General features: G+C 63.9%; 22 protein-coding genes. 14 read left to right on the plus strand and 8 right to left on the minus strand.

Translation table 11 applies throughout. The features are described from left to right. Positions 1-9: 9 nt before the first annotated feature. Entirely contained in the window at positions 10-2202 is a 2193-nt protein-coding gene (locus AC0L17_RS00795; RefSeq protein ID WP_473514395.1) for a malate synthase G, read from the plus strand. Positions 2203-2346: 144 nt separating this feature from the next. Next, positions 2347-2889: a hypothetical protein gene (locus tag AC0L17_RS00800; protein ID WP_128169342.1), complete on the plus strand. Its 543-nt coding sequence runs from the start codon at positions 2347-2349 to the stop codon at positions 2887-2889. A gap of 61 nt (positions 2890-2950) precedes the next feature. On the opposite strand, the gene AC0L17_RS00805 is transcribed toward AC0L17_RS00800, so the two are convergent. Together AC0L17_RS00805 and gshB are read right to left on the minus strand one after the other, a co-directional pair. Beyond that, positions 2951-4483, minus strand: coding sequence for a YifB family Mg chelatase-like AAA ATPase (locus AC0L17_RS00805; protein ID WP_473514396.1), 1533 nt, complete (start codon positions 4481-4483; stop codon positions 2951-2953). 182 nt (positions 4484-4665) lie between these two features. Next, entirely contained in the window at positions 4666-5607 is a 942-nt protein-coding gene (gene gshB, locus AC0L17_RS00810) for a glutathione synthase (RefSeq protein ID WP_473514397.1), read from the minus strand. 440 nt (positions 5608-6047) lie between these two features. Between gshB and AC0L17_RS00815 the strand changes: the two genes are divergently transcribed. The 12 genes from AC0L17_RS00815 (at position 6048) to AC0L17_RS00870 (ending at position 16906) form a co-directional block, all read left to right on the plus strand. Continuing rightward, positions 6048-6815: an SDR family NAD(P)-dependent oxidoreductase gene (locus AC0L17_RS00815; protein WP_287213896.1), complete on the plus strand. Its 768-nt coding sequence runs from the start codon at positions 6048-6050 to the stop codon at positions 6813-6815. Further along, positions 6812-7765, plus strand: a complete 954-nt coding sequence (locus AC0L17_RS00820; protein ID WP_473514398.1) for a 2-dehydro-3-deoxygalactonokinase — start codon at positions 6812-6814, stop codon at positions 7763-7765. Before AC0L17_RS00815 ends, AC0L17_RS00820 begins: the two co-directional genes overlap by 4 nt. Next, positions 7762-8403: a 2-dehydro-3-deoxy-6-phosphogalactonate aldolase gene (locus tag AC0L17_RS00825; protein WP_473514399.1), complete on the plus strand. Its 642-nt coding sequence runs from the start codon at positions 7762-7764 to the stop codon at positions 8401-8403. Before AC0L17_RS00820 ends, AC0L17_RS00825 begins: the two co-directional genes overlap by 4 nt. Further along, positions 8400-9281 (plus strand): SMP-30/gluconolactonase/LRE family protein, encoded by an 882-nt coding sequence (locus AC0L17_RS00830; protein ID WP_473514400.1) that lies wholly within the window; start codon positions 8400-8402, stop codon positions 9279-9281. The genes AC0L17_RS00825 and AC0L17_RS00830 overlap by 4 nt, the downstream gene beginning before the upstream one ends. A gap of 95 nt (positions 9282-9376) precedes the next feature. Further along, positions 9377-10447 (plus strand): D-alanine--D-alanine ligase family protein, encoded by a 1071-nt coding sequence (locus AC0L17_RS00835; protein ID WP_473514401.1) that lies wholly within the window; start codon positions 9377-9379, stop codon positions 10445-10447. Between the two features lie 107 nt (positions 10448-10554). Further along, on the plus strand, positions 10555-11238 hold the full coding sequence (locus tag AC0L17_RS00840) for a helix-turn-helix domain-containing protein (RefSeq protein WP_473514402.1): 684 nt from the start codon (positions 10555-10557) through the stop codon (positions 11236-11238). 14 nt (positions 11239-11252) lie between these two features. Then, positions 11253-12323, plus strand: coding sequence for an extracellular solute-binding protein (locus AC0L17_RS00845; RefSeq protein WP_473514403.1), 1071 nt, complete (start codon positions 11253-11255; stop codon positions 12321-12323). Between the two features lie 10 nt (positions 12324-12333). Continuing rightward, on the plus strand, positions 12334-13224 hold the full coding sequence (locus AC0L17_RS00850; RefSeq protein ID WP_473514404.1) for an ABC transporter permease: 891 nt from the start codon (positions 12334-12336) through the stop codon (positions 13222-13224). Continuing rightward, positions 13224-14009, plus strand: coding sequence for an ABC transporter permease (locus AC0L17_RS00855; RefSeq protein WP_027154694.1), 786 nt, complete (start codon positions 13224-13226; stop codon positions 14007-14009). Before AC0L17_RS00850 ends, AC0L17_RS00855 begins: the two co-directional genes overlap by 1 nt. A gap of 1 nt (position 14010) precedes the next feature. After that, a complete protein-coding gene (locus tag AC0L17_RS00860; RefSeq protein WP_473514405.1) occupies positions 14011-15120 on the plus strand; it encodes an ABC transporter ATP-binding protein in 1110 nt (369 codons plus the stop codon). A gap of 24 nt (positions 15121-15144) precedes the next feature. Further along, positions 15145-16530 carry an NAD(P)/FAD-dependent oxidoreductase gene (locus AC0L17_RS00865; RefSeq protein ID WP_473514406.1) on the plus strand — a complete coding sequence of 462 codons (1386 nt, stop codon included), beginning with the start codon at positions 15145-15147 and terminating at the stop codon, positions 16528-16530. 25 nt (positions 16531-16555) lie between these two features. Then, positions 16556-16906, plus strand: a complete 351-nt coding sequence (locus AC0L17_RS00870; RefSeq protein WP_473514407.1) for a hypothetical protein — start codon at positions 16556-16558, stop codon at positions 16904-16906. Between the two features lie 6 nt (positions 16907-16912). Here the strand turns inward: AC0L17_RS00870 and AC0L17_RS00875 are convergent, their stop codons facing one another. From AC0L17_RS00875 to dnaK, 6 genes are all read right to left on the minus strand, one after another. After that, entirely contained in the window at positions 16913-17200 is a 288-nt protein-coding gene (locus AC0L17_RS00875) for a DUF1330 domain-containing protein (RefSeq protein WP_473514408.1), read from the minus strand. Between the two features lie 17 nt (positions 17201-17217). Beyond that, the gene (pyrF, locus tag AC0L17_RS00880; protein ID WP_473514409.1) at positions 17218-17901 is read right to left on the minus strand and encodes an orotidine-5'-phosphate decarboxylase; all 684 of its coding nucleotides are present in this window, start codon (positions 17899-17901) and stop codon (positions 17218-17220) included. A 20-nt stretch (positions 17902-17921) separates the two neighbouring features. After that, the gene (locus AC0L17_RS00885; RefSeq protein ID WP_287328641.1) at positions 17922-18518 is read right to left on the minus strand and encodes an NADPH-dependent FMN reductase; all 597 of its coding nucleotides are present in this window, start codon (positions 18516-18518) and stop codon (positions 17922-17924) included. Between the two features lie 273 nt (positions 18519-18791). Then, positions 18792-19397: a phospholipid N-methyltransferase PmtA gene (pmtA, locus tag AC0L17_RS00890; RefSeq protein ID WP_287072014.1), complete on the minus strand. Its 606-nt coding sequence runs from the start codon at positions 19395-19397 to the stop codon at positions 18792-18794. A 141-nt stretch (positions 19398-19538) separates the two neighbouring features. Further along, entirely contained in the window at positions 19539-20669 is a 1131-nt protein-coding gene (gene dnaJ / locus AC0L17_RS00895) for a molecular chaperone DnaJ (protein ID WP_023801455.1), read from the minus strand. Positions 20670-20980: 311 nt separating this feature from the next. Further along, positions 20981-22897, minus strand: a complete 1917-nt coding sequence (dnaK, locus tag AC0L17_RS00900; protein ID WP_287072017.1) for a molecular chaperone DnaK — start codon at positions 22895-22897, stop codon at positions 20981-20983. Positions 22898-23087 lie beyond the last annotated feature (190 nt).

The raw sequence follows: 23087 nt of genomic DNA on the forward strand, positions 1-23087 counted from the left end.
GAAGCCCCGATGACCGATCGCGTCGAAATCGCCGGATTGCGGATTGCCCGCGAGCTTTATGATTTCGTCGTGAACGAGGCGCTGCGGGGCACCGGCATTGCAGCCGACGCCTTCTGGACCGGCTTCTCCGCCATCGTGGATGAATTGGCGCCGAAGAACCGGGCTCTGCTCGCAAAGCGCGACGCGCTGCAAGGCCAGATCGACCACTGGTATCGCGACAATGCCGCGCCCGGCGACATGGTAGCCTACAAGGATTTCCTGAGGGAAATCGGCTATGTCGTGCCGGAAGGGCCGGCCTTCTCCGTCGCAACGGACAATGTCGACCCCGAGATCTCGGTGGTTGCCGGGCCGCAATTGGTGGTGCCGGTGATGAACGCGCGTTACGCGCTGAATGCCGCCAATGCGCGCTGGGGCTCGCTCTATGATGCGCTCTACGGCACCGACGCTATTCCAGAGACCGACGGCGCCGAGAAGGGTGCCAGGTTCAATCCCGAGCGCGGCGCCAGGGTCATTGCCTGGGCGAAGGGTTTTCTCGACGATTCGGTCCCGCTGACGACCGGCAAATGGGCAGGGGTGAACGGGCTTTCCGTGGCCAACGGCATGCTGCGGCTGGGCGAGGGCGCCGGCGCCACCACGCTCGCCGATCCCAAGCAGTTTGCCGGCTATCGCGGCGACGCCGATAATCCCGAAGCCGTCCTGCTCACCCGCAATGGCCTGCATATCGAGATTGTGATCGACCGCAGCAACCAGATCGGCAAGACCGATCCGGCAGGCATTGCCGACGTCGTGCTGGAATCGGCGCTGACCACCATTCAGGACTGCGAGGATTCGGTAGCGGCGGTCGATGCGCAGGACAAGGTTTTGGTCTACCGCAACTGGCTCGGCCTGATGAAGGGCGACCTTGCCGAGGAGATCACCAAGGCCGGCAGCACGTTTACGCGTAAACTCAATCCCGACCGGTCGTACACCGCGCCTGATGGTGGCGCGCTGTCCCTGCCCGGCCGCTCGCTGATGCTGATCCGCAACGTCGGCCACCTCATGACCAATCCGGCGATTACAGATCGCGACGGCAACGAAGTGCCGGAAGGCATCATGGATGCGGCGATGACGGCGCTGATCGCGCTGCACGATGTCGGCCCGAACGGACGACGCGCCAATTCCCGCGCGGGCTCGATGTATGTCGTAAAGCCCAAGATGCACGGGCCGGAAGAAGTCGCCTTCGCCGTCGAGATATTCGACCGTGTCGAGGCGCTGCTCGGCATGGCGAAAAACACCATCAAGATGGGCATTATGGACGAGGAACGGCGCACCACCGTCAACCTCAAGGAGGCGATCCGCGCCGCCAAAGATCGCGTTGTCTTCATCAACACCGGTTTCCTCGACCGCACCGGCGACGAGATCCACACCTCGATGGAAGCCGGCCCGATGATCCGCAAGGGCGACATGAAGCAGGCCGTCTGGATTGCCGCCTACGAAGCCTGGAACGTCGACACCGGGCTGGAATGCGGGCTGGCCGGCCGCGCCCAGATCGGCAAGGGCATGTGGGCGATGCCCGATCTGATGGCGGCGATGCTGGCGGAAAAGATCGCCCATCCCAGGGCCGGCGCCAACACCGCCTGGGTGCCGTCGCCGACAGCGGCGACGCTGCACGCCACCCACTACCACAAGGTCGACGTCGACGCTGTGCAGGCGGCGCTGAAGAGCCGCCCCAAGGCAAAGCTCGACGACATCTTGTCGGTGCCGGTAGAGGTGCGGCCGAACTGGTCGCCGGAGGAGGTCCAGAACGAACTCGACAACAACGCGCAAGGCATTCTGGGCTATGTCGTTCGTTGGATCGACCAGGGCGTCGGCTGCTCGAAAGTGCCTGACATCAATGACATAGGCCTGATGGAGGACCGCGCGACGCTGCGCATCTCCTCGCAGCACATCGCCAACTGGCTGCATCACGGCGTGTGCACCTCAGACCAGGTGATGGAGACGATGAAGCGCATGGCCGGCGTCGTCGACCGCCAGAACGCAGGCGATCCGCTCTACCGGCCGATGGCCCCTGACTTCGACAAGTCGATTGCCTTCCTGGCCGCCTGCGACCTGGTTTTCAAGGGCCGGGTCCAGCCCAACGGCTACACCGAGCCGGTGCTGCACGCGCGGCGGCTCGAGCTGAAGGCGAAGGAAGGCCCCTCGATAGCGCGTACAGAATTTTAGTATAACCCGACAGATATTAGCAATTACTAAAACGTCGTTGTCCCGGCGCACACGATCTGCTACGATTTAACTACCGACAAACGGCTCTGGGAGGCCGTGCGTCCGACATCATGCACAAGATCAACTCAAAACCGGAGAACGGCCATGAAACGGCTTCTGACGGTCGCTGCCCTTGTGGCGGCGGGCAGTTTGGTTGCGATGCAAGGCGCAGCCGCGGATGACGCTGCGATGATCAAGAGCGCTGAATCCGCCGCACCCCCCGCTGTAGCAAGCGGCGCTGCGATCCACGCTATGGATGAGAAGGGTGCAATGCGCACACTGCGCGAGGGCACAAACGGCTTCTGGTGCATGCCGGACAACCCGGCCACACCTGGCCCGGATCCAATGTGTGGCGATGCCAACGCGATGGAATGGGCAATGGCGTGGATTGGAAAAAAGGAACCGCCCAAGGGCAAGGTCGGCTTCATGTATATGCTGGCCGGCGGCACCGACGGCAGCAACACCGATCCTTATGCGACGAAGCCCGAGGAAGGCAACAATTGGGTGGAGACCGGACCGCACGTGATGATCGTCAACGCAATGGATATGATGCAGGGCTATCCGGCTGACCCCAAACCTGACACGTCCAGGCCATATGTGATGTGGGCGGGCACTCCCTACGCACATCTCATGATCCCGGTTAAGTAGCTGCCGCGGCGGGCCGGGCCGCTCACCCTCCCTCAAGGGACCCTCAAGGGGGAGGGGAACGTCACGCCGCCTGCGCCATTCGCTCCGAACTCATGCGGTACGAAATCGCCTCGGCCAGATGGATGCGGCCGACAGTCTCGCTGGCCTCGAGATCGGCCAATGTCCGCGCCACCTTCAGCACCCGGTGATAGGCCCGCGCCGAAAAGCCGAGCTTTTCACTGGCATCCCTGAGCAGCGACAGGCCTGATGCATCCGGCATCGCGATCTCTTCGATGACAGAGGGGGAGCAGTGCGCGTTGGTGGTGACGGAGGTCGCGCCGAGCCGCTCGAAACGTTCGCGCTGGGTTGTCCGCGCGCGGGCCACGCGCAGCGCCACTTCGGCACTTTTCTCCGCCCGGTCCGGCCGGATCAGATCGCTGGCCGAGACCGCCGGCACCTCGATCCGGAGATCGATGCGGTCGAGCAGCGGGCCTGATATGCGCGCCTGGTAGTCGGTGCGGCAGCGGTCGCCGCGCAGGCAGCGATAGCCCGGCTCGCCGGCCATGCCGCAGCGGCACGGGTTCATCGCCGCGACCAGCTGGATGCGCGCCGGATAGGTGACGCGATGATTGGCGCGGGCGATCATGCAGTCGCCGGTCTCCAGCGGCTGGCGCAGCGCGTCGAGCGCCTGCGGCGAGAATTCGGGAAACTCGTCGAGGAACAGCACGCCGTGGTGGGCCAGCGAGGCCTCGCCCGGCCGCACGCGCAGGCCGCCGCCGACGAGCGCCGCCATCGAGGCCGAATGGTGCGGCGCGCGGAACGGCCGCCGGTCGGTCAGCTTGCCTTCACCAAGCTCGCCGGCCACCGAGGCGATCATCGAGACTTCGAGCAATTCCCTCGGCGCCAGCGGCGGCAGGATCGACGGCAGCCGCTGCGCCAGCATCGATTTTCCCGATCCTGGCGGACCGATCATCAACATGTTATGGCCGCCGGCCGCCGCCACTTCGAGTGCCCGCTTGGCGGTCTCCTGGCCCTTGATGTCGGCAAGATCCGGCAGGTCGCGCGCCGAGGCATGGATGCCGGCCTCCGGCCGCGACAGCACTTGCGTGCCGCGAAAATGATTGGCGATGGCGATCAGGCTGCGCGGCGCCAGAATGTCGAAATCCTTGCCGGCCCACGCCGCTTCCGGGCCGCAGGCGAAAGGGCAGATCAGGCCCTTGCCTTCGGCATTGGCGCCGATCGCCGCCGGAAGCGCGCCGGCCACCGCGGCGATGGTGCCGTCGAGCGACAGTTCGCCAAGCACGACGTAGCCGGCCAGCATGTCGCCTGGAATGGCGCCAAGCGCCGCCATCAGGCCAAGCGCGATCGGCAAATCGTAATGGCTGCCTTCCTTGGGCAGGTCGGCAGGCGCCAGATTGACGGTGACCTTCTTCGACGGCATCGACAGGCCCGATGCGTGCAGCGCCGCCTGCACCCGCTCCCGGCTTTCGGCCACCGCCTTGTCGCCGAGGCCGACGATGTGCATGTTGACCTTGCCGGGCGCGATCATCACCTGCACGTCGACCGGCACGGCCTCGATGCCCTGGAAAGCGACCGTACGGACCCGCGCAACCATCTTTTCTCCCTCGGACATGGGCCCGCCCGAAGCCCATGCGATCATGCCGCGAACGGCGTCATCTGAGACAACCACAGATTTTGGGCAAAGGCAAGAACATTACGGGAACAATCGAACGTGGTGCCTGGATGGCGCCGCATCGGCTACGGATCGGAAAACGGCTGTTCCGCCAAGCATCGGCGCTACTTGCGCTTGTCCTCGACCGCATCCCAGAACAGGCTGGCGATATCGGCGCCGCCGAAGCGTTTTACCTCGCGCACGCCGGTCGGCGACGTCACGTTGATCTCCGTCATGTAGTCGCCGATCACGTCAATGCCGACGAGGATGAAGCCGCGCTCTTTCAGCGACGGGCCGATGCGGGCGCAGATCTCGCGTTCGCGCTCCGTTAGTTCGGTTTTTTCGGCGCGGCCGCCGACATGCATGTTGGAGCGGGAATCATGCTCGGCCGGCACCCGGTTGATGGCGCCGACCGGTTCACCGTCGATCAGGATGATGCGCTTGTCGCCGGCGCGCACCTCCTTCAGATAACGCTGAACGATGTAGGGCTCGCGGAACATCTGGCCGAACATTTCGAGCAGCGAGGCGAGGTTGCGATCGGCCTCGTGCAGGTGGAAGATGCCGGCGCCGCCATTGCCGTAGAGCGGCTTGACGATGATGTCGCCGAACTCCTTGCGGAAGGCGGCAACCTCTTGGCTGTCCTTGGTGATCAGCGTTTCCGGCATCAGGTCGGGAAACTCGGTGACGAAGATCTTTTCCGGGCTATTGCGCACCCAGGCCGGGTCGTTGACCACCAGCGTCCTGGGATGGATGCGCTCGAGTATGTGCGTCGTGGTGATGTAGTTCATGTCGAACGGCGGATCCTGCCTGAGCAGGATGACGTCCATCTCCGACAGGTCGGTGCGCACTTTCTCGCCGAGCGAATAGTGATTGCCCTTCTCGTCGAGGACCTGCATTTCCTCGACGCCGGCAAACACCTTGCCGTCGCGCAGCGACAGCCGGTCGGGCGTATAATGGAACAACTGGTGGCCGCGTCGCTGCGCTTCCAGCGACAGCGCAAACGACGTGTCGCCGGCAATCGAGACGGTGGAGATGTGGTCCATCTGGACAGCGATTTTCAGAGGCATGGCGGATCTCCGGCGGATCGGATGGGCTGCTTGCCCTTACAACCTCCCCGGTCATCTGCCAATCGCGACATTTTGAGGATTGCCTGCTGGGCGTAGGTGAGGCGCAGGCGGAGCGCCTTGCCCAGTTCGGTTGCGCCGGCAGCAACGATTCCTGTTCGGCGGGCCGGTTGGTTTCGATGCCACGCTCGGCTATCCCAGAAATTCGCTCCGTGGCACCTTGCGCTCAAGGCGATCTGACGAGCGACTTGTCAGACATAAGCCCGCGAATTTGCGTTTTCTCCTTGCTCCCCCGACCGGTCTGGCTAGGATGCGCGCCGACCGAGCCTACGGCGCCGCGCGTCCTTTTGGATGCGCAAACGACGCTGTAGCACTTTGATTTTGCGCATGATCGTTTCCGAAAATCGAAACCGATTTTCGGGGTCATGCGCAGGGAGAAAAAAATGATGCCATCGGCGCGCTTTGCCGACCTTGAGGGCGCTTCGGTGCTGATTACCGGCGGCGGCTCCGGAATTGGCGCGGCGCTGACCGAGGGTTTTGCCCGCCAGGGGGCAAAGGTCGCCTTCATCGACATCGCCGACGGCCCGAGCCTGGCGCTGGCCGATCGCATCGAAAAGGATCTCGGCCGCCGCCCCCTCTATCTCAAGACCGACATACGCGACGTCGAGGCGCTGCGGGCTTCGGCCGCCAGGGCGGCAGAGGCGCATGGCGACGTCACCGTGCTGGTCAACAATGCAGCACTTGACGATCGCCACGCGGTGGAAGACGTCACCGTGGAGTTCTGGGACAACAACCAGGCGGTCAACCTGCGTCCGCATTTCTTCTCCGCACAGGCGGTGGCGCCGGGCATGAAGCGCGCCGGCGGCGGCTCGATCATCAACTTCACGTCGACGTCGTTCCTGATCAACCACCCCGACATGCCGGCCTATACCGCCGCCAAGGCGGGGATCGTCGGCCTGACCAAGGGGCTTGCCGGCAAGCTCGGCGCCGACGGCATTCGCGTCAATGCGATCGCACCCGGCTGGGTGATCACCGAGCGGCAGAAACAGCTCTGGGTCACCGAACAGGCGCTCGCCGCCCACGTGGCCAAGCAATGCATCAAGCAGGTGATGCAGCCGGAAGACGTCGTCGGCACGGTGCTGTTCCTGGCGTCGGACGCTTCGCGCATGCTGACCGCACAGATGCTGATCGTCGACGGGGGCTTCCTGTGAATTCAGCGAGCAACGTGCCTTCTGTGGCCGCCGTCGACTGGGGCACCACCCGTCTCAGGGTCTGGCTGGTCGATGAGGCCGGAAATGTCCTCGCCGAGCGTCGCGGCGACGACGGGCTGATCACCGCGCAGGCGGCCGGGTTTTCGACCATCCTCGAAGGACATCTGGCGGCGATGGGCGCGCCGAAAACGATGCCCGTGATCATCTGCGGCATGGCCGGCTCGCGCCAGGGCTGGCTGGAGGCGCCCTATGTCAGCGTGCCGGCGCCGATCGGCGCCATCCTTGCCGGTGCTGCGCGCGTTCCGGGCCAGCGCCGCGACATCCGCATCGTGCCGGGCCTTGCCCAGCGCCAGGCCGACGCGCCCGATGTCATGCGCGGCGAGGAAACGCAGCTTGCTGGCGCCGGTTTGCCGGCAACAAGCCGCCATCTCGTCTGCATGCCCGGCACCCACTCCAAATGGGTGCTGGTCGAGGACGGCGCCGTTGCCGGTTTTGGCACCTGGCCGACCGGCGAGTTGTTTTCGGTGCTGGCGGCGCATTCGATCCTGCGCCATTCGCTGGGCGAGCAGCCCAAGCCGGTTGCACCAGGCAATCCGTTTTTCCAGCGCTGGTGCGAGATCGCGCTTTCCGAGGGCGGCGATGTCACATCGAGGCTGTTCTCGATCCGCGCTGCGGGCCTTTTGCAGGACCTGAAGGCCGACGATGCCGCTGCTTGCCTGTCCGGCCTGCTGATCGGCGGCGAGATCGCCTCGGCCAGCCGCCGCTATCGAAAAGGCGCGGCGTCGATCGTTCTGGTCGCTTCCGGCGCGCTCGGCGCGCTCTACACTGAGGCGCTCGGCCTTGCCGGGCTTGCGGTGAGAGCCGTCGATGCCGACGAGGCGGTGCGTGCCGGCCTGATCGAGGCGGCGCGCAAAAATGGCATGATTGCTGGAAGCGGAGTTGCCGCATGACCGAGACCGCATCGTTTCCGAAGCTCGAGCGCGGGCTTGTCGCCATCCTGCGCGGCATCAAGCCGGACGAGGCGGTGGCCGTCGGCCGGGCGATCTTCGAGGCCGGCATCGAAGCGATCGAAGTGCCGCTCAATTCGCCGGACCCGTTCGTCTCCATCGCAAAGATCGTGGAGGCGCTGCCGGCGACGGCATTGGTCGGCGCCGGGACTGTGTTGACCGCAGCCGATGTCGACGGACTGAACAAGGCCGGCGGGCGGCTGCTGGTCAGCCCCAACATCGATGCCGAGGTCATGGGTCGCGCCAGGAATTACGGCATGGTGACGATGCCGGGCGTATTCACGCCGACCGAAGCCTACCATGCCATCGGGCTCGGCGCTTCGGCGCTGAAATTCTTCCCGGCCAGCGTGCTCGGCGCGGCCGGGATCGCGGCGATGCGCGCCGTTTTGCCGGCTGAGACGCTGGTCGGCGCGGTCGGCGGCGTGTCGGAGAAGGACTTTGCCGGCTACAAGGCGGCCGGTGTCAGCGTCTTCGGCCTCGGCTCCAGCCTGTTCAAGCCTGGTATGAGCGTCGACGAGGTGGCAACGCGGGCGCAGGCCGCAGTCGCGGCCTGGGACGCAGCGTTTGGAGCAGCGCCATGAGCGAAGCCATCATTTCGGTTTTTTCCGACGATGTCTGTCAACTCGGCGAAGGCCCGAGCTATGACCCCGCCACCGAAACGCTCTACTGGTTCGACATCGTCAACGGCCAGCTTCTGGAAAAGCCCCTGTCCGGCGGTGCCGTCAAAATCCACGAGCTTGGCCAAATGGCCAGCGCGATCGCCGTCGTCGACGACAAAAGACAGTTGATCGCCACCGAAACCGGCCTGCATGTCCGCGACGTGGCGACCGGCAAAATGACGCTGCATACGGCCATCGAGGCCGACAATCCGGCGACGCGCTCGAACGATTCGCGCGTCCATCCCTGCGGCGCCTTTTGGGTCGGCACGATGGGCAAGGGCGAGGCAAAGGCCGCTGGCTCGATCTACTGGTTCTTCAGGGGTGAATTGCGCCGGCTCTATTCAGACATCACGGTGTCGAACTCGATCTGTTTTTCCGAAGATGGAACCGTTGCCCATTACACCGATACCAGCACCGGCCTGTTGATGCGCGTCGGCTGCGATCCGGCGACCGGCCTGCCGGCTGGCGAGCCAAAAATCTTCGTCGATCACCGCAAGGCCAAAGGCTATATCGACGGTTCGGTGCTCGATCGCGACGGTGTCCTGTGGAACGCCTGCTGGGGCGGCAGCGTCGTTGAAGCCTACGGGCCTGACGGCAAGCTCATCCGTTCGGTCGCGATGCCGGTGACGCAGCCGTCCTGCCCGGCCTTTGTCGGCAGGAATGCCGACCGGCTGGCGGTCACCTCCGCCTGGTCGGGCAAGAATGAGAAACAGCGCCTGCTGGATCCGCAAGCCGGCATGACGTTTCTGCTCGACATTCCGGTCAACGGCCGCTTCGAGCCGCGCGTGCTGATTGGCTAGGCTGACGTCGATTTCGGGAAAGCCTGATACATCCGCCATGCGATGGTAGGCAGTCGCGCTGCCAGGCCCGTTCATCGCCAGGAATCGTTGATGCCATGTCAAGCCGCAGGCCGAAGCTGATCCTAGTCTACGAGCCGGAAAACGCCTGCTTCGAGCGGCTGGTTGCCGATGGCCACGTGCCGGGGCGCGCCGCCGAAATCGCCTCCTATCTGGCGCAATCGACCGACATCGCCCCTGAGTTCGACGCGCTGGCCGCAGCCTGCCAGACGCGCGGCCTGTCCTTCGCGCCGGTGGCGCTCGACGATGCCGCAAATCTGCTTGCCGGTGAGGATCCGAAGACGACGCTGGTGTGGACGCTGACCGACGGCATCGCCTATTTCCGTGGCGGTGCGGCGCCGGCGCTGGCAAGGCTGAACGGCCTGAAGCTGCTCGGCGCCGATGATGCGCTGTTTGCGCTCTGCCAGGACAAGTTCCGCTCCGGCGCCGTGCTCGGCGCACTCGGCCTGCCGGTGCCGCAATCCGGTTTGGCACGCGACGGACGCTGGCTGGTCGAGCCACCGGCTTCGCCAGCCGGCTGGTTCGTCAAGCCGAGCCGGCTCGGCGCCAAGATTGGCATCTGGCCGGATTCGCGCAGCAGAGATCTCGGCCACGCGCTTGAGCTTAGCCGGCGCGTCTTCGCTGCCTATCGCGACGATGTCGTCGTGCAGCCCTACGTCACCGGGCGCAATGCGCGCGCCAGTTTTCTCGGTCTGAAGCCGGACACCGGCGTCGAAGCGCTCGGCATCGTCTTTGTCGAGTCGGGAAGTGATTTCCAGACAATGGAAGACAGCCTGGCGCTCTACGGCGACACCGGCGAGGCTGCCAGGGCGGCGGGAACATATGCCGAGCCGGGGCTGCTGCCGGTTGCCGCCAGCCAGCCGCGAGCCGATGCAAGGATCCGACGGATCGCGCAAAGCCTGATCGCCGGGCTTGGCCTGCGGGATGTGTTTTCCGTCGATTTCCGGATCGAAGCCGACGATAGCATCCACCTCATCGAGTTCGAGGTCTGCCCGGGCCTGCCCTGCTTCGATTTCCGCGCCTATTGCCGCACGCAATGGGGGATGGGTCTCGCCGATGCGATGGCCGCGACCGCCACGAGCCGTTTTTTCGCCTCGCCCATGAAATGAGCAGCGCCCGCGTACGCAGCCGCGCCGACGGGCCAGGACCGTGCCTCGACAAACGGCTTGCGCTTCGACATTCCACTTAATAAGGTGTTAAGTGAAGGAGGCACTCGGTGAAAGTCGACCCTGCGACATTCCCGGAGGTAGCCGCGCTGGCGGCGACGGAAGCCGGCAAGGCCAAGCATGTCGGCGGCCGGATCAAGGCCATTCGCACGGCCCGACGCATTTCGCTTCGCCAGCTGGCTGACATGGTCGGCACGACGGCGAGCTTCATCAGCCAGCTCGAGCGAAATCTGAGCGGCGCCAGTGCCAGCACCCTGATGCGGATCGCGGCAGCCCTGGATCTCGGCATCAACGACCTGTTCGAGCAGACTGAAGGCGGGTTCCACAAGGTGCTTACCAGAGCCGACCGCCCCCTGCTGCCGATCAGCCACGGTTGCCGAAAGACGTTGCTGTCGCGGCGGCCGATCCATGAATTCGAGGTTTATTCGGGGGAGTTCGACGTCGGCGGCTCGACCGGCGACGAAGCTTACACGCATGGCGGCAAGCACGAGATGTTCGTCGTCCTGAAGGGAACAGTCGAGCTGACGCTGGCAGACGAGCGCTTCGTCATGAACGAAGGCGACAGCATCGAATACGCCACCTCGACGCCGCATCGTACAGAGAATATCGGCAAGACGCCGGCGCAGGTGCTCTGGATCATCGCGCCCCCGACCAGTGGCGCGGCGGAACTCAATCGATACACGCCCGGACAAGGCTCGCAGCCGGACGGACCGAACCAATGCGGGTGCACATAAATGGGAGATTAGACATGAAGACCAAGATCGGACAGGTGGCCGCGCTCGGGCTGCTGATGATCACCACAGCAGCGCTTGCGCAGAGCAAGCCGGTGGCGGGCGAGGTAGCAGAGGGCTCGCTGAAGGGCAAGACGCTCACCTTCGTCTCGTATGGGGGCATTTATCAGGACGGTCAGATCGCCGCGCTGAAAGAGTTCGTCGACAAATCAGGCGTGACGCTGCTCAGCGACGGGCCAACCGAGATCTCGAAATTGCAGGCGCAGGTTGAGTCCGGCAATGTCACCTGGGACGTTGTCGATACCGGCGATTTCCCGCCCTACGTCTATTGCGGCAAGCTGTTCCAGAAGCTGGACTTCTCAAAGATCGATACGTCCAACATTCCGGAGGGCCAGATCAGCGAATGCAGCGTGCCGGCCATGAACTATGGCGTGGTGCTGATGTACAACACCGAAAAGTACAAGGATAACCCGCCCAAGAGCTGGAAGGATTTCTTCGACATCGAGAAATTCCCGGGCTCGCGCGCCCTGGACGGCAGCGGCGATCTGTCCGGCGGCATGATCGAGCAGGCGCTGCTCGCCGCCGGCGGGTCGGTCGAAAACATGACGGTTGCCGATATCGACAAGGCTATCGAGAAGGTGAAATCGCTCGGCCCGGACACGATCTTCTGGAAGACCGGCGCCGATTCCCAGCAGCTCGCCGAATCCGGCGAAGCCGACATGATCGCGATGTGGACTGGACGTGCCATGACCGCGGTGAAGAACGGCGCGAAGTACACGCCGGCGTGGCAGGACTGGCTGGTGGTGATGGACCAGATGACCATTCCGATGGGCATCAAGGACCCCGACGCGGCGCATGCGCTGATCAACGCCTACCTCGGCAAGAGCGCGCAGGAGACGCTTGCAAAAACCACCTCGTATACCCCGATCCACAAGGACGCGAAGCCCGAAGTGGACGAGATCACCGCGGCGTTCATGACCAACACGCCGGACAAGCTGAAGCTTGGCTATCAGCAGAACATCAAGTTCTGGGTGGAGAACTTCGAGGTGGCGAACGAAAAGTGGAACGGGTTGATGGCCGGCAATTAGGTCCGCCGCCGTGGCAACGAGAGCAATCGACAGCCGGGACACTGTTCCGGCTGTCACAGCAGACGGCCGGCGGCGCTGGTTTCGTGGACAGGCTTTCTGGCTCGTCGCGCCGGCGCTGCTGCTGCTCGTCATCTGCCTGGGCCTGCCGCTCGCCATCGTCACCTTGCGCAGCTTTTCCGAGCCGCAATGGGGATGGCAGAACTATGCCTGGTTCTTCGGCACACCGGTCAATCTGACGGTGCTTCAGCGGACCTTCGCGATCTCCGCCTGGGTGACGCTGGTATGTCTCATCGCCGGCTATCCCTATGCCTATGTGATGACCGCGGTCGGACCCAGGATGCGGCTCATCCTCATCCTGTGCGTGCTGGTGCCGTTCTGGGTGAGCGGCGTGGTGCGCACTCTGGCATGGGTCATCCTGCTGCAGGATTCCGGCGTGATCAACTCCGTCATCAGGGCAGTCGGCCTCAGCCCGGTCAAGCTGATCCGCACGCAGACAGGCGTGGTGATCGGCATGGCGCAGGTGCTGTTGCCGTTCATGATCCTGCCGCTCTATTCGGTGATGAAGACGATCGACCTGCGGCTCATGCAGGCGGCACGGAGCCTCGGCGCGAGCCCGGCGCGCGCATTTGCTCAGGTCTATCTGCCGCTCTCGCTTCCGGGCGTCTACGCGGGCGCCATCATCGTGTTCATTCTTGCACTCGGCTTCTACATCACCCCGGCGCTGCTCGGTGGTCCGCGGTCGACCATGCTCTCGACACTGATTCAGAACCAGGTGCTCAGCCTGCTCAACTGGGGCCGTGGCGGTGCGATGGGTGTGGTGCTGTTGATCGCGACCTTCGTCCTGCTCGCGCTCGCAGCGCCGCTGTCGCGTCAACCGCACAAGACGGGCTCGAGACGCTGATGAAACAGCCCGGTCGAATCCTGCTCGGTCTGTACTGCCTGCTGGTCGCGGTCTGGCTGGTCGCACCGACAATCGTCGTCGTGCCGATGTCGTTCAACGACAAGAAGTCGCTGGCCTTTCCGCCATCCGGCTTTTCCTGGCAGTGGTACCAGAACTTTTTCACCAACCCCGAATGGTCGGCGAGCCTGGTCGGCTCGCTCAAGGTTGCCGTCGTCACGGCGCTGTTCGCCACCGTCATCGGCACGCTGGCGGCATTCGGCCTCGATCGCATGAAAAGTCGCGTCAGCGGCGTGCTGCGCGCGCTGCTGATCACGCCAATGGTCGTGCCGGGGGTGGTGCTCGCCGTCGGAATCTACGCGGTCTATCTCGATACGCGGTTGGTCGGCACCATGACCGGCTTCGTGCTGGCCCACACGATGCTCGCCGTTCCTTTCGTCATCATCGCCGTCTCCGCCAGCCTGGAAGTCTTCGACAAACGGCTTGAGACTGCTGCGGCCAGCCTCGGCGCGACCCGGCTGACGGCGTTCAGGACGGTGACCTTGCCGCTGATCGCGCCGGGCATCCTGTCGGGACTGCTGTTTGCGTTCGTGACCTCATTCGACGAGATCATCGTCGCGCTGTTCATCACCAGCCCGTATCTGAAGACACTGCCGGTCCAGATATTCTCGAGCATCACCCGGGACGCCGACCCCACCGTTGCGGCAGTGGGCACGCTGCTCTTCATCGTGACGTCGCTAGTGATCGGGGCGGGGCTGCTGATCGGTTCGAGACAGGGAAAACGTTGACATGGCCTCACCATCGACCCGCGGCGCAGCCATAGATCTCAAATCCGTCAGCAAACACTATGGCAGCTTCATCGCCCTCGACAAGGTCTCGCTGCGCATCGAGCCGGGGGAGTTCATGACGCTGCTCGGACCCAGCGGTTCGGGCAAGACGACCACACTCAACGTCATCGCCGGCTTCACCGAAGTCAGCTCGGGTTCACTTGACGTCGGCGGCAAAAGCGTCATCGGCGTACCGGCGCACAAACGCAATATCGGCGTCGTCTTCCAGCACTACGCGCTGTTCCCGCATATGTCGGTGAGCAGGAACGTCGCATATCCGCTGACCCTGCGCGGCATCGCCAATCCCGATCGCGCGGCCCGGGTGCGCAAGGCGCTGGACATGGTGAGGATGGCCGATTTCGGCCACCGCTTCCCCAGCGAGCTCTCCGGCGGACAGCAGCAGCGCGTCGCGCTGGCGCGTGCCATCGTATTCGACCCGCCGCTGCTCTTGATGGACGAGCCGCTCGGCGCACTCGACAAGAAGCTGCGTGAATGGCTGCAGCTCGAGATCAAACGGATCCACAGGGAATTGGGCACCACCTTCGTCTACGTCACACACGATCAGGAGGAGGCCCTGGTCCTCTCGGACCGCATCGCCGTGTTCAACCAGGGACGCATCGAGCAGATCGGCACCGGTCGCCAACTCTACGACGAGCCCGAGACGTTGTTCGTCGGAAAGTTCGTCGGCGACTCGACGATACTGCGTGGTGCAGCCTCCACCTCCGGCAACGAGACCGCCATCGACGTAGCCGGACGGAACGTGGCCGCCGCCCAACGCCTTGCCGACGGCGCCAAGCCGGTGATGCTGCTGCGGCCGGAGAAGCTGAGCCTCGCCAGGCGGGGAAAGGGCGGACAAGATCGAAACACCCTGCCCGGGCGCATCGGCGAGGCCATCTATCTCGGATCTGGCTCTAAATACGAGGTCGTGCTGGCCGACACCTCGAAGGCGATCGTGCGCTCGACGCTGGAGGCCGAGACCTTCGCCATCGGCGACGAGGTCGACCTCGTATTCGCGGGCAGCGACGTGAAGCTGCTGGCCGACGACGAAAACGCCGATTTCACGCTGACCTAAAATCCTGTCTGGGAAATCGCGACAATGGACGTGAAGAAGAACGGCGACGTTTCATTCTGGTATGCCGACATCGGCGGGGTGCCCGGCTATCGGCCGCCGCTGCAGGGCGATATCGTGGCCGACGTCTGTATCGTCGGGGCCGGCTACACCGGCCTTTGGACCGCCTATTATCTGAAGCAGGCAGCCCCGCATCTCAATATTGTCGTCATCGAGAAGGAGTTCGCCGGCTTCGGTGCTTCGGGGCGCAATGGCGGCTGGCTGTCCGGCGGGTTCTCTTGGTCGCGCGAAAAATATGAGGAGGCAACCTCGCGCGCTGCAGTCATCGCCATGCAGGCGGCAATGACGGGCACGGTGAACGAGGTCATATCGGTTGCGGAAGCTGAAGGCATCGACGCCGACATTCGTCGCACCGACGAACTGCTGGTCGCAACCAACGAGGCGCAGGAGCAGCGCGCCAAGGCGATGTATGCCCATGCCAGATCCTGGGCGCTGACCGACGAGCGCGTCGGGTATATCGATGCAGCCGAGATGCGTCGGCGCATAGCGGTGCACAACGCCCGCGGCGCCTTCGTCATCAAGAAGGTTGCGCGGATTCAGCCGGCAAAGCTGGTGCAGGGGCTCGCCAGGGCAGTGGAGCGGCTCGGCGTCCCCATCTACGAACAGACGACCGTGCTGTCGATCGAGAAGGGCACGGTCGCAACCAACCGGGGCGTGGTGCGAGCCGAAAAGATCGTGCGGGCGACCGAGGGCTTTACCGCGGGAATCGCCGGCCACGAAAGACTGTGGTTGGCGCTCAACAGCGCCATCGTGGTCACCGAGCCGCTTTCCGACAAGCTGTGGAGCGAAATCGGCTGGGATGGCTACGAGGTGCTCGGCGACGCCGCGCACACTTACTGCTACGCCCAGCGCACCCGGGAAGGACGCATTGCCATGGGCGGGCGCGGGGTGCCCTATCGGTTCGGCTCGAAGACCGACGTTCGAGGCGTCACCCAGCAGGCGACGATCGACAAGCTGCATAAAATCCTGACGACGCTTCTGCCGCAGACCAAGGGGCTCAAGCTCGACCACGCGTGGTGTGGAACGCTGGGCGTGCCGCGCGACTGGTGCACGACGGTGGGCTTTGACAGGCACACCGGAATAGGCTGGGCCGGCGGTTATGTCGGCCTCGGCGTTTCCACCGCGAACCTCTCAGGGCGCACTCTGCGCGATCTGCTGCTGGGCAACGACACCGAGTTGACGCGGCTTCCCTGGGTCAATCGAACCGTGCGCAAGTGGGAGCCAGAGCCGCTGCGCTGGCTTGGCGTCCATTCGATGTATCAGCTCTATCGAATTGCCGACGAGCGGGAAGCAAAGGGGCTGCCGCGCACGTCGCGGCTGGCCGCCCTGGCCGATCGCATCACCGGGCACTGACCCGCATCACTTCGAGGATTTAGCAATGATGGACTTCAAGACCTTCGCCCACCTGGCGCATATCGACCTCGGTGAGCCCCAGCCGAAGCCCACCTCGCTGGAAGGCGATCAGATGGAAGCAGCCAACACGCTTTGGACTTCGGAGGATGGCAAGATCGAAGTCGGTGTCTGGGAATGTTCGCAAGGCCGGTTCACCTGGTGGCGCAGCCAAAGATGTCGGACCCGGCGAATTGCTCGTCCTGCCGCTTGGCTGGGAGGGCGAATGGACCATCCACGAGAAAACGCGCAAGCTTTACATCCTGCATTCGATCTGAACGCCGCGGGCACGTTCGCGACGGTTCCAAATGACTATGCACGCCACGGCAGTGGCCGCTGAACTAAACTAGACCCCTTCGACCAGCACGATCTCGCCGTCGGCCACCTTCTGCCGGATCGCGACGGCGCGCTGGTATTCGGGCGAGCGATAGCAATCGCGCGCCGCAGCCAATGACGGAAACTCGATGATCACGTTGCGGTCGCGGCCCGGCCCTTCTGCTTTTTCATGCGCACCGCCTCGTGCCAGGAAAACCGCGCCGAAACGATCGAAAGCCGGTTTGGCGGCAGTGACATAGTCCTTGTAGCCTTCCGCATCGCGCACATCGACGCGGGCGATCCAGTATCCCTTCGGCATGCTTGTTCTCCGAATTGTTAGGCCGAGCGCATTTCGTCAAGAATTGCTTCCGCGACCGCTCGCCTGTCGGCGGCGCTGACGATCGGCCGGCCGACGACGAGATGGCTGGAGCCGTTGCGGATCGCCTGCGCCGGCGTGACGACGCGTTTCTGGTCGCCATGGTCGCTGCCCTTGGGCCGTATCCCCGGCGTGACGACGGCCATGTTGGGGCCGACGATCCGGCGCACCGCCTCCGCTTCCTCGGCCGAGGAGACGATGCCGCCCATGCCGGCATGCAGCGCCTGCTCGGAGCGCCTCAGCACCAGCGTATGCGGGTCATGCTCATAACCGGCGTCGATCACGTCCTGCTCGTCCATCGAGGTCAGCACGGTGACGCCAAGCAGGCAGAGATCGCTGCCCCTGGCGGCCGCGACCGCTGCCTTCATCGTCTTCGGATAGGCGTGCAGCGTCAGCATGGTCATGCCCATCCTGGCAATGGCCTCGACGCCCTTGGCTACCGTGTTGTCGATGTCGAGCAGCTTCATGTCGAGGAAGATCCTGGTGCCGCCGCTGGCGAGCTCGCGGGCGAAGTCGAGGCCGCCGGCGAAGGCGAGCTGATAGCCGATCTTGTAGAAGGAGACGACCCCGTCGAGCTCGCGCACCACCGTCTCGGCGTCCTTCAGCGTCGGCACGTCGAGGCCGACGATCAGCCTGTCTTGCATGGTGCTGGCGCGCTCCCGGATCACGCCTCGATCCGCGTCGACAGCAGGCGCGAGGTTTCGATCAGCGTGCGGCATAGGTGCTCCATCGATCTGTGCAGTCGCTCGTCCCTGAAATTCCCGTCCTCGTCGAAGGCGTTGCCGCCCTCCGGGACAGAGCACTCCGGCGTCACCACCTCCATCTGGCAGCGCACCAGCACGGCGCGCAGATGGTTGATGCAGCGTACCCCGGCGAAATGTCCTTTGGAAGACGAACAAAGGCCGGCGGGCTTGCCGGTGAACGGCCTGAACGACCGCCCGTCATCTGTGCGCACCCGGCTCACCCAATCGATGGTATTCTTGAGCAGCGGCGGGATCGAGCCGTTATATTCGGGCGTCGCGATCAGCAGCCCGTCATGGGCCGCGATTTGCCGGGCAAGCTTGATGGCGTTCTCGGGAATGCCTTTCTCCTTTTCCAGATCCTCGTCGAGGATCGGCAGCGGATAGTCGGCAAGCGAGATGCGGGTCACCTCGGCGCCCTGCAGGGCGAGTTCCTTCTGCGCCACATCGGCGGTCCTGCCGCTGTAGGCGCCAGAGCGAATCGAACCGGCGAAGACGAGAATTTTCGCGATCACTGCCATCGGCCCCCTTGTTCCCGGACAGGTACAGCCAGGGATCTGTCAAATCAACGCCAACTTCGTCATCCCTGGGCCGAGCAGGAGCGAAGCTCCGTCACGGAGACCCTGGATCCGCGACCTTGGCCGCAGAGTGCCGCGGAGCAGAATTCTGTACCGCTGCGGTGCTCAGATTCCCGGCATGGTTTCTCGGGTCTGCGCTGCGTCGCTACGCTCCCGTGGATGACGTAAGTGACGCGCGTTTCCACTAATCGCCGAACGGGGCTTTGCGCGGAGAAGCTAATGCGCCCCGCGCCGGTAGATCCACAGCTGCGTTGGCGGGATGTTGCGGATGACGAAATGGAAATGCTCGACCGTGTAGTCGCCGCGGCCGGGCGGGATCGGCGACAGCGGGCCGTAGGTCAGCTGCACGACCGGGCGGCCTGTCGGGATGCGGTCGAGAAGGCTTTCGACGTAGGCGACGCGCTGTTCGACCGGGAAATTGAGCAATGGCACGCCGGAGATGACCGAATCGAAGGTCAGGCCGCTCTTGTCGCCGAGCGTCGCATCGAGATTGAAGGCATCGCCCTCGATGACGTTGACGCCGGGATAGAGCTGGCGCAGATGACGCACGAAATCGGGGGAGTATTCGACTGCGTAGAGATTTTCAGGCTTTACGCCGTGGGCGAGGATGGCTCGGGTGATGACGCCGGTGCCGGGCCCGACTTCGAGCACCGGCAGGCCCGACATCGGGTTGATGACGGAGGCCATCTTGCGGGCCGTGATGGAACTGGTCGGCACGATCGAACCGACCGCCTTCGGCTTGTCGATCCAGCCCTTGAAGAACTTCAGTTCGTCGTCGAACTTCTCTGCCAGCGTCTTTCGCAGTCCGGGACCATGTGCCATGCAAGTTCTCCTAACGGTCCCCCGAGTGGCTACTTAGCAGCTACGGGCCTCAAGGCAAGGCGGACGCCGGTATAAGGTGTTGATGACGCTAGGGGAGCTTCCGCTCGGGTGAATTCTACACCCGATTGGCGAGAGTCGCCATCAGCGCTCGCTGAAGGTTTCGAAAAAGTCCTTCATGCGGGCGAAAAAGCCGCTCGACTGCGGCGAATTATCCTTCGAGGAAAGCTGCTCGAACTCCTCCAGCAGCTCGCGCTGGCGGCGGGACAGGTTCTGCGGCGTCTCGACCGCGGTCTGGATGTAGAGATCGCCGACATTGTGCTGGCGCAGCACCGGCATGCCCTTGCCCTTGAGGCGGAACTGGCGGCCGTTCTGGGTGCCTTCCGGCACCTTGACCTTCGTCTGGGTGCCGTCCAGCGTCGTCACCTCGAAGGAACCGCCAAGGGCAGCCGTCGTCATTGAGATCGGCACCTTGCAGTAGAGATCGGCGCCGTCGCGCTGGAAGAATTCGTGCGGCTTGACCGCCAGGAAAATATAGAGATCGCCCGACGGGCCGCCGCGCAGGCCGGCCTCGCCCTCATTGGCAAGGCGGATGCGGGTGCCGTCCTCAATGCCGGCCGGGATGTTGACCGACAGCGAGCGCTCCTCGGTGACGCGGCCCTGGCCGGCGCATTTCGCGCATGGCTCCTTGATGGTCTGGCCACGTCCCTGGCATTGCGGGCAGGTGCGCTCGATCGAGAAGAAGCCCTGCGTGGCGCGCACCTTGCCGTGGCCGTTGCACATCGAGCAGGTGACGGGCTGAGTGCCGGGCTTGGCGCCGCTGCCGGAGCATTCCATGCAGGAGATCGAGGCCGGCACGTGGATCTGCGCCGTCTTGCCGGCAAACGCCTCCTCCAGCGTGATTTCCATATTGTAGCGCAGGTCTGCACCGCGCTCGCGTCCGCCTGACGAACGGCGCTGGCGCCCGCCCATCATGTCGCCGAAAATATCCTCGAAGATGTCGGCGAAACCGCCGGCGCCGAAGCCGTGTGCGCCGCCGTTCATGCCGCCCTGTTCGAAGGCGGCGTGGCCGAAACGGTCGTAGGCCGCCCGCTTCTGCGGATCCTTCAACGTCTCGTAAGCTTCGTTGATTTCCTTGAACTTGTGCTCGCAGGCATGATCGCCCGGATTGCGATCGGGGTGGAACTGCATGGCCAGCTTGCGGAAAGCGCTCTTGAGCTCCTTCTCGTCGGCCCCCTTTTGCACGCCCAGCGTTTCGTAGAAATCAGCTTTCATCTTTTCCCGCAGTCCGGATATTCAACGTCTTGAAGCACTTTGCGTCGTTCGCCGGCACGCTGTTCCGATTTAGGTGCGATGGAGCCGGGATGCCAGTGTTGACACGGGCTTGCCCGCACTTTTTCGATCAGGCGCGCACTTTTTCGGCCAGAGTGGCAAAAAAGCCCGGCTTTACGCCGGGCTTTACTACAGCGCCGCGCGTCCTGTTGGACACGCAAAGGACGCTATAGCACTTTGATTTTTGCGCATGATCCTTTCCGGAAATCGATTCCGATTTCGGGGTCATGCGCCTAAACCTGCCGGCGGGCCGCTTAGGCCGACTTCTTCTTGTCGTCGTCCTCGTTGATTTCCTCGAAGTCGGCGTCGACCACGTCGCTGTCCTTGGCCGCGTCCGCCTTGGCGTCAGCTTCCGCGGCTTCCTTCTGCGAAGCCTCGTACATGGCCTGGCCGAGCTTCATCGAGGTTTCGGCGAGCGCCTGCGTCTTGGCTTCGATCTCGGCCGCGTCGTCGCCTTCGGCAGCGGTCTTCAGCGCCGCGATCGCATCGGCGATCGCCGTGCGGTCGGCCTCGGAAACCTTCTCGCCATATTCCTTCAGCGACTTTTCCGAGGAATGCACCAGCGCCTCGGCCTGGTTGCGGGCCTCGACCAACGCGCGCCGCTTCTTGTCGGCCTCGGCATTGGCTTCGGCGTCCTTCACCATCTTCTCGATGTCGGCGTCCGAAAGGCCGCCAGACGCCTGGATGCGGATCTGGTGCTCCTTGCCGGTGCCCTTGTCCTTGGCCGAGACGTTGACGATACCGTTGGCGTCGATGTCGAAAGTGACCTCGATCTGCGGCACGCCACGCGGCGCCGGCGGAATGCCGACCAGGTCGAACTGGCCGAGCGCCTTGTTGTCGGCGGCCATTTCACGCTCGCCCTGGAAGACGCGGATGGTCACGGCCGATTGTGAATCCTCGGCAGTCGAGAACACCTGGCTCTTCTTGGTCGGGATCGTCGTGTTGCGCTCGATCAGCCGCGTGAACACACCACCCAGCGTCTCGATGCCGAGCGACAGCGGCGTCACGTCAAGCAACAGCACGTCCTTGACGTCGCCCTGCAGCACGCCGGCCTGGATGGCGGCGCCCAATGCGACGACCTCATCCGGATTGACGCCCTTGTGCGGCTCCTTGCCGAAGAACTGCTTCACGATCTCCTGGATCTTGGGCATGCGGGTCATGCCGCCGACCAGGACGACCTCGTCGATTTCGCCGGCCTTCAGGCCGGCATCCTTGAGCGCCGCCTTGCAGGGTTCGATCGTGCGCTGGACGAGATCCTCTACCAGGCTCTCGAACTTCGCCCGCGTCAGCTTCAGCGTCAGGTGCTTGGGGCCGGTGGCATCGGCGGTGATGAAGGGCAGGTTGATCTCGGTCTGCGTCGTCGACGACAGCTCGATCTTGGCCTTTTCGGCCGCTTCCTTGAGGCGCTGAAGCGCGAGCTTGTCGCTGCGCAGGTCGATGCCCTGTTCCTTCTTGAACTCGGCCGCCAGATATTCGACCAGACGCATGTCGAAATCCTCGCCGCCGAGGAAGGTGTCGCCATTGGTCGACTTCACCTCGAAGACGCCGTCGCCGATTTCGAGCACCGAAATGTCGAACGTGCCGCCGCCAAGGTCATAGACGGCAATGGTCTTGCCTTCCTTCTTGTCGAGGCCGTAGGCAAGTGCGGCCGCGGTCGGCTCGTTGATGATGCGCAGCACTTCAAGGCCGGCGATCTTGCCGGCATCCTTGGTTGCCTGGCGCTGGGCGTCGTTGAAATAGGCCGGAACGGTGATCACCGCCTTCTCGACCTTCTCGCCGAGATAGGCTTCCGCCGTTTCCTTCATCTTCTGCAGGATCATTGCCGAGATCTGGCTGGGCGACTGCTTCTTGCCGCCGGCCTCGACCCAGGCGTCGCCATTGTCGCCCTTGACGATCTCGTAGGGGACAAGCTTCTTGTCCTTTTCCGTAACCGGATCGTCATAGCGGCGGCCGATCAGGCGCTTGACCGCGAAGATGGTGTTTTCAGGGTTGGTGACCGCCTGGCGCTTGGCCGGCTGGCCGACGAGGCGCTCGCCGTCGCTGTTGATGGCGACGATGGATGGGGTCGTGCGCGCGCCTTCCGCATTCTCGATGACCTTCGATTCCTTGCCGTCCATGATGGCGACGCAGGAGTTGGTGGTCCCCAGATCGATACCGATTACTTTTGCCATTTTTCTAATCTCTCCGCTAAGCAGGCTCTCAGGACCCGTACAGGCGTTCCGACGAAAGCCCCTGTTCACAAGAAATTCCGCTTCGGCAACCGGCATTCCGGCGCCGAACGGCTTGGCGCGTATATAAGAACAGGCTGCGCGGCGCGCAAGCATTCTGCGCAAGGCATCCAACACATCCTTTTCTCGGCCC

Source organism: Mesorhizobium sp. WSM4829, from assembly GCF_055811475.1.